This window comes from Candidatus Njordibacter sp. Uisw_056, assembly GCF_047730085.1.
Lineage (GTDB): Bacteria > Pseudomonadota > Gammaproteobacteria > Pseudomonadales > Balneatricaceae > Njordibacter.
In genome coordinates, this window is the sequence record NZ_CP159830.1 from 468,825 (window position 1) to 480,000 (window position 11,176).

Consider the following 11,176-nt stretch of genomic DNA (forward strand, 5'->3'; position numbering starts at 1 on the left):
TCTACAAAACTGAGCTACACTTATACAGCAGCCAATAAGGATGTTGTCATGCGCTCTCTTGTTCATAGTCTAAATATGTTCCGAGCTTGCTTTGGTTGGAGCTTGCTGGAACTCCTCATTGCTCTGGCCCTTGTGGCTATTGTAGCCTCTTTGGCTGCCCCGCCAATCTATGCAACGTGGCAGCTTCAGTCTTTGTATGACGAAAGACAAAGATTGGCCCAACAGATTCGTTTTGCCCGAATTACTAGCATACAAGCAAATGCCAAAGTGAGTATCTGTTGGTCTAGTGCTTGCGGTGCGTCAATAGGTTTTTTAACCTACCTCGATAAAAACAACGATAGTTATTGGCAGCATGCAGAACTAGTGCTCTCTCAATGGCAGATCAGAAAAGGTGTTTTCTTTCACTTTAACCGTGACTCACAAATTAGCTTTAATAGTGCTGGCAATACGGCTCAATCTGGAACGATGGTTTTGTGTAGCCCAAGCAGCAGCTCGGCAGTGGTTAATAGTGAGAAGTTAGGCCATGCGCTAGTGCTCTCCTCAAGTGGACGCTTGCGCGAGGCAAAAGCACCATGCCCATAACATGCCAAAACATAGTAGACCAAAAAGGCTTGGCTCTAATAGAAGTTTTATTAAGCTTAGGCTTGTCTAGTATGATGTTTCTAGTGCTTTTTACGGCTCAGAGCCATAGTCAAAAGGTGCTCATTTACAGCCAACAGCTGCACTTTGCTAGCCGCTTATTAGATCAAGTTGCAAGCCAAACGTGGGCCTACCCGAAGCATTATCAATCACTTCTCGCCGCACCACCAAATGGAGACATAAGTTGCTTTAATGGGCACTACTGTAATCCAATGGCTATGACGCAAATGTGGGCTGCACATTGGCAGGCAGAGCTACAGAAGCAGCTGCCTAACGCGGAACTTAGCATGTTGTGTAACAGTGGCTGTGTCCCTGGTGATACGCTAACAGTTTGGTTGCGCTGGTCGCAAAATTTGGTTGCCTCCACAGACCTTTGTGAACAGGGGACGGCATGCATATACCTCGAAATAGGGCTTTAATAGCTGTTGCTAAACAATCAGGCTTTACACTATTAGAAATGCTACTGAGTACTGGCCTTGCTGCCTTAATAATGCTTGCCATAACCGCCAGTTTACTGCAGTTCAATCAACATAAGCTGTTGGCTCAAGTGGTCGTTCAAACTCAATCTCAGGACCAGCTGGCAGTTGCCCAAGTGCGCAGTGATTGGCGCGATTTATGTGGGTCTGGTGTTATTTCAGGTACAGCTCATACCCTCTCAATAATGCGCCTATACCATGGGCGTTGTGTTAACTATGATTATGCTTATGGTGCTGGTGGGCAAAGCCTCACAAGGCGAAGGGCTGGCGGTCGCAGCAGCAGTTTTTTAGCACAGGTAGATTCATTCCATCTTTCTTTCGGAGTGGATACTAATCAAGACTGCGTGATTGATCAGTGGCACTCAAGCTACGAAATAGGTGAATTTATTAAATTGCACCAAGTGAGGGTTAACTTGGAGCTAAGAATACCAGCCAGCAAACAGCTAAGAGCTGGAAAAACTAGCCAGTGGTTATGGCATCAAGATGATGATGTTGTGCTGCATGTGGTTAACTTTATCTGGCGGGCAGTTAATGTGTGCAGCTAAACGCACGAGCTCCCCCCAGGCTCTGCGGCTGACGCCAAAGAGGAATCAAAAGGGGTGGTTATTGTTGGCTGTATTGATGGTTATATTTCTGATTGCCCTAGGTGTGGTGATGTTGATGTCGCAAGCGCAGTTGAGTCTGCGAAGTGTTAGGCAAGGGCATCAAACCATACAGGTGAGGATTAACCAATGGCCACCTTTACTCAATAATAGGAGGTATGTCGATGCGCAATAACACGCAAGGCTTTAGCCTGATGGAACTGTTGTTAGTTTTGGCGTTGGTCAGTACGATCTTATCCTTAGTAGTGCCCTCATGGCGACAACATCAGTTGTCTGTAGGCCGTCAACAGGCTTGGTTGCAGTTGCAACGCATTAGTTTGCAGCAGCAAATGTGGCATATTCAACACGGTGATTATTTTGCAGACATCGGATTAGCAATCAAGCCTGCTGAGCAGGTCCGGTATCGTTATCAAGTGCAGCTCACAGAAACAGGTTTTCTACTCTCAGCAACAGTAAATGCTAATGGGCCGCAACGTCATGACGCATTCTGTTGGCGTCTCACACTATCAGATACTGGCGAAATGAAAAGTCTTAGTAAAGGGGGTGGAATCCAGCACTGCAAGTGAGCACTTTGATGATGATATGGGTTACCATGGTTTTTTATTACTAGCAGCTTGGACTAACTTCATGAGCGCGTCGCAACAGCATAAGATTATTGCAGCACTGCACACCCTACCTTTCATCGACATTGATGCCGAAGTGGCCAAGCGCGTTGAGTTTCTGAAGCAAAGTTTAACCACTGCTGGTGCTAAGGCACTGGTGTTAGGTTTATCGGGCGGTGTTGACTCAACTACGGCAGGTAAACTGGCACAAATGGCGTGTGATCAGTTAAACCAGCAGCATCATACGCAAGAGTATCAATTTGTTGCTGTGCGTTTGCCCTACGGAGTGCAAGCCGATGAAAGTGATGCGCAGTTAGCTTTGGAGTTTATTCAACCCAGCCATCGAATGGAGATTAACATAGAGGCCATGGTGAAGGGTTTAGACTTGGCTTCTGAGCCGTTAATTGAATGGCTTAAGCCAAGTGTTAATAAGCTAGATTTCTCTCGGGGCAATAACAAAGCGCGAGCCAGAATGAGCAGTCAATACTTCGTAGCAAGCTTACTCAATGGGCTTGTTATTGGCACTGATCATGGTGCTGAGGCCGTTACTGGGTTTTTTACTAAACACGGTGATGGTGCGTGTGACATTGCGCCCTTGTTTGGCTTAAATAAACGCCAGGTTCGCAGTTTGGCCGCCCATGTGGGTGCACCCGATTGTCTAGTATACAAAGTCCCCACGGCAGATTTAGAAGAAAATAATCCACAGCAAGCTGACGAGGAATCGTTAGGAGTTACTTATGATCAAATAGATGATTATTTAGAAGGAAAGGTGATTTCTAAGGAAGCTCAGAAGATACTAGAGCAGCGCTATCGCGAAACAGAGCATAAACGACAAGGCCCAGTCACACTCTACTGTAACTGGGATGTATAACAGGCTATTATTCAAATAAGTCGAATGTTAGCCGTTTAAACCAAGATCGTTGCTCGAAGACGTCTTGTGACTCGTCTATCGCAGCTTCATTAGCTGAGCTGGGATCACCAAAGTTGGCCGCTAATACTTGCTGAGCGTTGCTGGCATTATCTAATAACCCCAATTCTGTATAAGCCTGTACCATAACCTTCAAAGCGTCTTCTACTGCTGGCGTAAGTTGGTAATTTTCCACCACGTATTTGCCTCGGTTTGCCGCCGCTAGCCAGGCATTGCGAGAAAGGTAGTAGTTGGCTACATGAATTTCGTGTTTAGCCAGTAAGTTTCGTAGATAAACCATCCGTACCCGAGAATCTGCAGCGTATTCGCTATTTGGAAAGCGGCTGAGTAATGTTGAAAAATCAGTAAAGGAGTCTCGCGCCGCACCAGGGTCTTTTTTCGCCTTGTCAGTGCCAAGATATTGATCAAACGCACCCACATTTTCTTCAAAAGCGGTTAGGCCCTTTAAATAGTATGCATAGTCCACGTGTTCGTGGTCTGGATGTAAACGGATAAAACGAGAAGCTGCTGTTTTTGCAGCTGTGGGCTGGCTGCTGCGATAGTAAGCGTAAACTAACTCAAGTTGGGCTTGCTCAGAATAACGCCCATAGGGATAGCGAGCTTCCATTGCTTCTAAATCTGCTATGGCTGGCCGGTAGTTGCCATCTTCCAGCTTCACCATAGCGCTTGCATATAGTTCTGCTTCTGGTTTTACGTCTTCAATTACGGGCTCAGTGCTAGTGCTAGAGCATGCGCTAAGCATTAAACTGATGATTATAATTAAGGGGATACGAAGGAAGTGGTTTAAAGTCTTGTGTTGCATAGTGTTTAAGTTGCCTGTTGCAAAGAGTTTGGAGTATATCATTGTCTATTGAGCAGCGTAATTGCTCGGAAATACTGTACAATAGACTCTAGTTTAATATGCTAGTTCAACTAGCGCCAACGAAAGTCTTAACATGCACGAAACTATTTCCCTCCAAGCGCAAGTCGACCCAGAATGGGCAGGCATGCGTGTTGACCAAATTGCCGCAGTGGCATTTCCTGATTACTCGCGCTCACGCTTAAAAAAGTGGATTGAAGAAGGCGATATTCTCGTCAATGGCGAGCAGCTTCGGCCTAGAGAAAAACTCTACGGTGGTGAAAAGATCACCTTAGAATGTAAAATTGAAATTCAAGAGCGGTGGCAGCCTGAACCTATCGATATTGATATTGTTTATGAAGATGATCATATCCTGATCATTAACAAAGCTGCAGGGCTAGTAGTCCATCCAGCAGCTGGCCACCATGGTGGCACCTTGTTAAATGCCTTATTACACCACTGTCCGCAGCTTAATGGCGTTCCTCGAGCCGGTATTGTCCATCGCCTAGACAAAGATACTACGGGGTTGATGGTGGTTGCTAAAACCCTTCCTGCTCAAACTGCGTTGGTGGCTCAGTTGCAAGATCGTAGCATGGGCCGCGAGTATGAAGCAGTTGTTCAGGGTGTACTTACAGGGGGTGGTACGGTAGATGAACCTATGGGGCGCCATAGCCGCAATCGTTTAAAAATGGCAGTGTCGGCAGTTGGTAAAGAAGCCATTACTCACTTTAGAGTGCTCCGTCGTTTTCGGGCTCATACTCATATTCGCTTGAAATTGGAAACGGGTCGCACCCACCAAATTCGTGTACATATGACGCATATTAACTACCCATTACAGGGGGACCCTCTTTATGGTGGCCGGCAGAGGTTACCTAAAGGTTGCGAAGAAGAGTTTTTGGATAGTTTGCGTGCTTTTAAGCGTCAAGCACTTCATGCCAAGCGGTTAGAGCTAATGCACCCCATTACCCATGAAGATATGGAGTGGGAAGTAGATTTGCCAGATGATATGGTCGACTTACTGAAGCACCTTGTCACTGATACTAAGCTCAACCCTCACTCGCGTCTCTAATGAATTACCCGGGCCAGCCTTCGTGTTACTTAACACCAGACTGGCCTGCGCCAGCCAATATCCGCGCAATATCGACTTGCCGTGATTTAAAGGCCAATGAGCCAGTTATTGGCTTAGCGGGGTTTAATTTGGCACGGCACGTGCAAGACTGCCCGCAGCGTGTGGCGCGGCATCGTCTTCAATTACAGCAAGACCTTGGCCTAGAGCGCCAACCTTTTTGGCTTAATCAAACCCACTCTTCAAAGCTATTAAGCTTACCTGCAAAAGCTGGGTTGTATGATTGTGATGGTAGCTTTACGCAAACCAAAAACTGGCCATGTGTAGTAATGAGTGCTGATTGTTTGCCAGTGCTGTTATGCAATGCTAAGGGCACGCAAGTTGCTGCGGTTCATGCCGGCTGGCAGGGGCTAGCCAAAGGTATTCTCAGCAAAGCGGTATCGCAGTTTCCAGATCCTACTGACGTTATAGTGTGGCTTGGCCCAGCCATTGGCCCAGATGCCTTCGAAGTTGGGCCAGATGTACTTCATGCTTTTGGTGCTGATGTTTCCAGTAGCTGCAAAGAATTCACGGCCATTCCTGCAAAGCCTCAAAAGTGGTTAGGTAATCTATATGCTTTGGCTCGTAAAGAGCTAGTGGGGCTGGGTGTCACTAAGGTCTTTGGCGGTGAATATTGCACCCTGTCGGCTGCAGATCGTTTCTATTCTCATCGCCGTGACCCAGCAAGTGGGCGCATGGCTAGTCTTATTTGGATAGTTTAGGCTTTCCTAATGTTTTAGTGTTTATCACTTGAAAACGCAGACCCAAGACCCCACTTATCCATAAGAAGTTAATCACTGTGTTACCTTATTCAGACATCTGTGAATATCGCCGACGAGTTTTATTGAGGTTTATTATGCGTTTTGAAAAACTCACCAATCGTTTACAAGAAGCCATGGGCGAAGCCCAATCTTTGGCCCTTTCTTTAGACCACCAATTTATTGAGCCTGAGCACATGCTCAGTGCTTTACTGCAGCAGCAGGGGGGCTCAGCACAATCTTTATTAGTTCAGGCGGGGGCAGATATGCCCATGTTACAAACTAAGCTAAGTCAGCGTTTAAATAATATGGCCAAAGTGGCTAACGACAGTGGCGACGTGCACTTTGGTAATGGCTTGTCGCGGCTTTTTAACTTAGCTGAAAAGGCTGCTGGAAAACTCGGGGATCAATTTATTTCCAGTGAGCAATTGATTGTGGCCTTGGTGCAAGACAAAAACGGTGTAGGTGGTTTGTTGGCAAAAGCTGGTGTGAAAGCTATTAAGCTCACTCAGGCTATAGATAAGCTGCGAGGTGGTGACAAAGTGGACAGCCAAGGTGCAGAAGAGGAACGTCAGGCGTTGGATAAATTCACCATTAACCTTACGCAGCGTGCTGAAGCTGGCAAGCTAGACCCTGTTATTGGTCGTGATGATGAGATTCGCCGTGCCATTCAAGTGTTGCAGCGTCGAACTAAAAATAACCCGGTGTTAATAGGTGAACCAGGGGTAGGTAAAACAGCTATCGTAGAAGGTTTGGCTCAGCGCATTGTCAATGGTGAAGTGCCAGAAGGTTTAATTGGTAAACAAGTGTTGTCTTTGGATATGGGTGCACTTATTGCTGGTGCAAAATATCGTGGAGAATTTGAAGAGCGCCTTAAGAGTGTCCTCAATGAGCTGAGTAAACAAGAAGGTAACGTCATCTTGTTTATTGACGAAATTCATACCATGGTAGGTGCAGGTAAAGGCGAAGGCGCAATGGATGCTGGCAACATGCTGAAGCCGGCCCTTGCTCGGGGAGAGTTGCATTGTTTGGGAGCCACTACCTTAGATGAATACCGTAAGTACATTGAAAAAGATGCTGCTCTTGAGCGTCGTTTCCAAAAAGTATTTGTAGGTGAGCCTACCGAACAAGCCACTATTGCAATATTACGTGGGTTAAAAGAACGTTATGAATTACACCATGGTGTAGACATCACTGACTCTGCCATTATTGCGGCCGCACGATTGTCTCAACGCTATATTACTGATCGCCAGTTACCAGATAAAGCCATTGATTTAATCGATGAAGCAGGAAGCCGAATTCGAATGGAAATGGACTCCAAGCCTGAAGTAATGGATAAGCTTGAGCGTCATATGATTCAGTTGAAGATTGAGCGTGAAGCGCTGAGAAAAGAAACAGATAAAGCGGCTACTGCCCGTTTGAAAGGCTTAGAAGACGAATTGGCTCAGCAAGAAAAAGAATTTGCTGACTTACTTGAAATTTGGAATGCCGAAAAGGCTTCTGTCTATGGTGTGCAAAAGGTTAAGGAAGAACTAGAAGTGGCACGACAAGAGTTAGAAGTCGCCCGTCGTAATAGTAATTTGGGGAGAATGTCTGAACTGCAGTATGGAACTATTCCAGATCTAGAAAAACAACTAGAAGCAGCTCATGAGGCTGAAGGTTTAGAAACTACGCTATTGCGCAGCAAGGTAGGTGAAGAAGAAATTGCTGAAGTGGTGAGCATGTGGACCGGTATCCCTGTGAGGCGCATGTTGGCAGGTGAGCGAGAGAAACTTTTGAACATGGAGGACGCTTTACACCATCAAGTTATTGGCCAATCTGAAGCCGTGTCTAGCGTTTCCAATGCTGTGCGCCGCTCACGTTCTGGTTTGGCTGACCCAAATCGCCCTAATGGGTCTTTTCTATTCCTTGGGCCAACGGGTGTAGGAAAAACGCAATTATGTAAATCTTTAGCGACCTTCTTGTTCGATACAGAGCAAGCTCTGGTGCGTATCGATATGTCTGAGTTTATGGAAAAACACTCAATAGCTCGGCTTATTGGTGCCCCGCCAGGTTATGTTGGGTATGAAGAAGGTGGTTATTTAACAGAGGCGGTTCGTCGCAGGCCTTATTCAGTGTTGTTGCTAGATGAAGTTGAAAAGGCTCACCCTGATGTGTTCAATATCTTGTTGCAGGTGCTAGAGGATGGCCGACTTACGGATGGCCAAGGTCGTACTGTAGACTTCCGTAATACAGTGATTGTGATGACCTCAAACATGGGTTCGGATGTGATCCAAACCATGCCTGATGAAAGTCAGTACGAAGAAATGCGCACAGCAGTGCTAGATATAGTGGGCGCTCACTTTAGACCAGAATTACTCAACCGCATCGATGAGCTGGTGGTGTTCCACCCCTTAGGAAAAGAGCATGTCCGAGAAATAGCAGATATCCAGTTATTAAGGCTGCATGAACGGCTACAGGAGCACGAGTTAAGCCTCCAGCTGACAACTGCGGCTAAAAATTTGCTGGTGGAAGAGGGTTTTGATCCGGTCTATGGAGCCAGACCCCTAAAGCGCGCAATTCAGCGTAATTTAGAAAACCCCCTAGCTCAGGAGTTGTTAGCTGGCAATTTTTTGCCCGGGCAAATTATTGTGGTTGATGTGAAAGGTTCCAAGTTGACCTTTGGGTTGCCTACCAAGCACTAGTCTTGCCACTTTAATCGGTAGCTAGCTATTAAAAAGGCATTGTTTAATACAGTGCCTTTTCATCCCTAACAACTTCTCGCAAAACTTGTAAAAATAGCCGGTCTGCATCACTATGCTCGGCATAAATTTTCACGTTGGTGGTGTCTGATATTTTTTGAGCAATAATAGCGTCTGCGTTATCTTCATCAATTAATTCGCGCGCGATGGCTAAAGAGTGAGGGATAATATCGGGCTCAACAAAGATTTTTTTTAGGAAAATACGCAACTCTTCAATCACTCGCTCACGATTTCGTAACTCTAAACTAGACATAAACACCCCCCAAGCTAAACGTTTTGCTATTTTCCAATCACTATACCACCAAACGTTTGTATCAGGTTTGAAAAAGCACCGAAGAATTTTATCAATTTATAATAAATTAACCCCTGTTTTTTGCTTAAGCTATTGAATTACGGGCCTTGGCGTGTGAAAATTATTCCTTTAGGTTGATGCACATGTCGCTCAGGTGATCCCTGGCGTTTGTGATACGGTAAGCAGTACCCTTTCGCTTGTCTGCCCTGAGTTCTACGCACGTTGCAACCCGACAATGCCTGATCTCCGAGCGTCACCACTATAGGCACATTGGTGCCTGCACGATATTGCGGTCTGGCTACAAGCGCTGCCCGTGATTCTTCGATGGTTACATGAGATAGATCTCAGACAAATAATAATCGCTTCGTTTAGAATGCGGTGAGAGGATAATACAGTGGAAATGCTTTCCGGCGCAGAAATGGTGATCCGCAGCCTACAGGATCAAAAAATAGAGTATATATACGGCTACCCAGGTGGTTCTGTATTGCATATATACGATGCCTTGGCTCAACAAGAGCAAATTAAACATATTTTAGTACGCCACGAACAAGCGGCAACTCATATGGCAGACGCCTATGCCCGGGCATCTGGTAAGCCAGGGGTAGTGCTTGTAACCTCTGGCCCCGGTGCGACCAATGCAGTAACAGGTATTGCAACCGCGTTTATGGATTCTATTCCCATGGTAGTGCTTTGTGGCCAGGTACCCAGCACGTTAATTGGCGAAGACGCTTTCCAAGAAACCGATATGATGGGTGTTTCCCGTCCTGTAGTTAAACATAACTTTGCAGTTAAACACCCTTCCGAGATTCCAGGCCTAATCAAGAAGGCATTTTACATTGCTAGTAGTGGCCGTCCTGGCCCAGTGGTGATTGATATCCCCAAGGATATGACGACCCCAACGGACAAGTTTGAGTACCACTACCCCGAATCAGTGTCCATGCGTTCGTACAGTCCAGCCACCCGTGGCCATAGTGGCCAAATTAAGAAAGCCGTTGAGCTTTTATTAAGTGCGCGTCGCCCGATGATTATTGTAGGTGGCGGTACCATAGGAGGCAGAGCATCTGCTGAAGCAACTGAATTGGCTCGAACGCTAAATTACCCAGTAACGACTACGCTCATGGGGCTAGGTGGCTTTCCAGCATCTGATCCCTTGTGGTTAGGATGGCCGGGCATGCACGGCACCTATGAAGCTAACACAGCGCTGCATAACTCAGACTTAATTTTAAGTATTGGTGCGCGCTTTGATGATCGCGTGACCAATGCCACAGAGAAGTTTTGCCCTACAGCTAAAATTATTCATATTGACATTGATCCATCATCTATTTCAAAAACGATCGCAGCAGATGTGCCCATTGTGGGCCCAGCAAAGAGCGTGTTGATAGAAATGCTAGCTTTGCTTGCCAAGACTGACAGGGTGCCAGACGCAGAGGCATTGTCTGAATGGTGGAGCCAAATAGATCAGTGGCGTCAGCGCCATGGTGGTCGGTACGAGCTTAATGATAACGGCTTGCTTAAGCCTCAGCAGGTTATTGAGGCGCTCTATAAAGTTACTAAAGGGGATGCTTACATATGTTCTGACGTAGGTCAGCATCAAATGTTTGCAGCTCAATATTACAAGTTTGACAAACCTAACAGGTGGATCAACTCAGGTGGGCTAGGCACCATGGGCTTTGGCTTCCCAGCGGCTATGGGCGTTAAGCTGCATTATCCAGACGCCGAAGTAGTGTGTGTAACGGGTGAGGGTAGTTTTCAGATGAACCTGCAGGAGTTTTCCACCTGTAGTCAATATGATATTCCTGTAAAAATTGTATGTTTGAATAACCAATCTCTAGGAATGGTGCGGCAGTGGCAAGACATGAATTATGACAGTCGTCACTCCCAGTCGTATGTGAAATCATTGCCAGACTTCCACAAACTCACAGATGCCTATGGGCATAAAGCAATTACGGTTAAAACTGAAGCAGAGCTTATTCCGGCTTTGGAAGAGGCGTTTGCCTTAAAAGATGAACTTGTGTTCCTCGACATCCACATTGATCCAACAGAACATGTGTATCCCATGCTGGTGCCTAAGGCATCTATGCGTGACATGTGGTTGAGCAAGACGGAGCGAACTTAATGAGGCATATCATAGCGGTATTGTTAGAAAACGAAGCTGGTGCTCTATCTCGCGTAGTGGGTTTGTTTTCCCAGCGTAA

Annotated in this window: 12 protein-coding genes (1 of these 12 running past the window's edge); 10 read left to right on the forward strand and 2 right to left on the reverse strand. The window is 46.2% G+C overall.

The window, feature by feature from the left end; translation table 11 throughout:
* The first annotated feature begins 48 nt into the window (after nucleotides 1–48).
* The 5 genes from ABXT60_RS02305 (at nucleotide 49) to nadE (ending at nucleotide 3,190) form a co-directional block, all read left to right on the forward strand.
* Nucleotides 49–582, forward strand: a complete 534-nt coding sequence (locus ABXT60_RS02305; RefSeq protein ID WP_443631165.1) for a GspH/FimT family protein — start codon at nucleotides 49–51, stop codon at nucleotides 580–582.
* On the forward strand, nucleotides 573–1,058 hold the full coding sequence (locus ABXT60_RS02310) for a type IV pilus modification PilV family protein (protein WP_443631166.1): 486 nt from the start codon (nucleotides 573–575) through the stop codon (nucleotides 1,056–1,058). Before ABXT60_RS02305 ends, ABXT60_RS02310 begins: the two co-directional genes overlap by 10 nt.
* Nucleotides 1,031–1,660 carry a PulJ/GspJ family protein gene (locus tag ABXT60_RS02315; RefSeq protein WP_443631167.1) on the forward strand — a complete coding sequence of 210 codons (630 nt, stop codon included), beginning with the start codon at nucleotides 1,031–1,033 and terminating at the stop codon, nucleotides 1,658–1,660. The genes ABXT60_RS02310 and ABXT60_RS02315 overlap by 28 nt, the downstream gene beginning before the upstream one ends.
* 221 nt (nucleotides 1,661–1,881) lie before the next feature.
* Nucleotides 1,882–2,283: a type IV pilin protein gene (locus ABXT60_RS02320; protein ID WP_443631168.1), complete on the forward strand. Its 402-nt coding sequence runs from the start codon at nucleotides 1,882–1,884 to the stop codon at nucleotides 2,281–2,283.
* Complete coding sequence (gene nadE / locus ABXT60_RS02325; protein ID WP_443631169.1) at nucleotides 2,261–3,190, forward strand: ammonia-dependent NAD(+) synthetase; 930 nt, start codon at nucleotides 2,261–2,263, stop codon at nucleotides 3,188–3,190. Before ABXT60_RS02320 ends, nadE begins: the two co-directional genes overlap by 23 nt.
* A 7-nt stretch (nucleotides 3,191–3,197) precedes the next feature.
* Here nadE and ABXT60_RS02330 read toward each other — a convergent pair whose 3' ends face one another.
* Nucleotides 3,198–4,049 carry an outer membrane protein assembly factor BamD gene (locus ABXT60_RS02330; RefSeq protein ID WP_443631170.1) on the reverse strand — a complete coding sequence of 284 codons (852 nt, stop codon included), beginning with the start codon at nucleotides 4,047–4,049 and terminating at the stop codon, nucleotides 3,198–3,200.
* A gap of 133 nt (nucleotides 4,050–4,182) precedes the next feature.
* On the opposite strand from ABXT60_RS02330, the gene rluD reads away from it, so the two are divergent.
* The 3 genes from rluD (at nucleotide 4,183) to clpB (ending at nucleotide 8,632) form a co-directional block, all read left to right on the forward strand.
* Nucleotides 4,183–5,154, forward strand: coding sequence for a 23S rRNA pseudouridine(1911/1915/1917) synthase RluD (rluD, locus tag ABXT60_RS02335; RefSeq protein ID WP_443631171.1), 972 nt, complete (start codon nucleotides 4,183–4,185; stop codon nucleotides 5,152–5,154).
* Complete coding sequence (pgeF, locus tag ABXT60_RS02340; RefSeq protein WP_443631172.1) at nucleotides 5,154–5,912, forward strand: peptidoglycan editing factor PgeF; 759 nt, start codon at nucleotides 5,154–5,156, stop codon at nucleotides 5,910–5,912. Before rluD ends, pgeF begins: the two co-directional genes overlap by 1 nt.
* A gap of 134 nt (nucleotides 5,913–6,046) precedes the next feature.
* Nucleotides 6,047–8,632, forward strand: a complete 2,586-nt coding sequence (gene clpB / locus ABXT60_RS02345) for an ATP-dependent chaperone ClpB (RefSeq protein ID WP_443631173.1) — start codon at nucleotides 6,047–6,049, stop codon at nucleotides 8,630–8,632.
* Nucleotides 8,633–8,675: 43 nt separating this feature from the next.
* On the opposite strand, the gene ABXT60_RS02350 is transcribed toward clpB, so the two are convergent.
* Nucleotides 8,676–8,942: a hypothetical protein gene (locus ABXT60_RS02350; RefSeq protein ID WP_443631174.1), complete on the reverse strand. Its 267-nt coding sequence runs from the start codon at nucleotides 8,940–8,942 to the stop codon at nucleotides 8,676–8,678.
* Between the two features lie 433 nt (nucleotides 8,943–9,375).
* On the opposite strand from ABXT60_RS02350, the gene ABXT60_RS02355 reads away from it, so the two are divergent.
* Nucleotides 9,376–11,097, forward strand: coding sequence for an acetolactate synthase 3 large subunit (locus ABXT60_RS02355; RefSeq protein ID WP_443631175.1), 1,722 nt, complete (start codon nucleotides 9,376–9,378; stop codon nucleotides 11,095–11,097).
* Nucleotides 11,097–11,176: the 5' portion of an acetolactate synthase small subunit gene (ilvN, locus tag ABXT60_RS02360; protein WP_443631176.1), read on the forward strand. The gene runs 412 nt beyond the window's last position; only the first 80 of its 492 coding nucleotides appear in the window; its start codon is at nucleotides 11,097–11,099; its stop codon lies off the right edge, out of view. The genes ABXT60_RS02355 and ilvN overlap by 1 nt, the downstream gene beginning before the upstream one ends.

What these genes read in the sequence shown, in the direction of transcription:
- ABXT60_RS02320 (WP_443631168.1), top strand. Translation starts at nt 1,882, where the DNA reads ATGCGCAATAACACGCAAGGCTTTAGCCTGATGGAACTGTTGTTAGTT.
- clpB (WP_443631173.1), top strand. Translation starts at nt 6,047, where the DNA reads ATGCGTTTTGAAAAACTCACCAATCGTTTACAAGAAGCCATGGGCGAA.
- ABXT60_RS02330 (WP_443631170.1), bottom strand. Translation starts at nt 4,049, where the DNA reads ATGCAACACAAGACTTTAAACCACTTCCTTCGTATCCCCTTAATTATA.
- rluD (WP_443631171.1), top strand. Translation starts at nt 4,183, where the DNA reads ATGCACGAAACTATTTCCCTCCAAGCGCAAGTCGACCCAGAATGGGCA.
- ABXT60_RS02315 (WP_443631167.1), top strand. Translation starts at nt 1,031, where the DNA reads ATGCATATACCTCGAAATAGGGCTTTAATAGCTGTTGCTAAACAATCA.
- ABXT60_RS02305 (WP_443631165.1), top strand. Translation starts at nt 49, where the DNA reads ATGCGCTCTCTTGTTCATAGTCTAAATATGTTCCGAGCTTGCTTTGGT.
- ABXT60_RS02310 (WP_443631166.1), top strand. Translation starts at nt 573, where the DNA reads ATGCCCATAACATGCCAAAACATAGTAGACCAAAAAGGCTTGGCTCTA.
- ABXT60_RS02350 (WP_443631174.1), bottom strand. Translation starts at nt 8,942, where the DNA reads ATGTCTAGTTTAGAGTTACGAAATCGTGAGCGAGTGATTGAAGAGTTG.
- pgeF (WP_443631172.1), top strand. Translation starts at nt 5,154, where the DNA reads ATGAATTACCCGGGCCAGCCTTCGTGTTACTTAACACCAGACTGGCCT.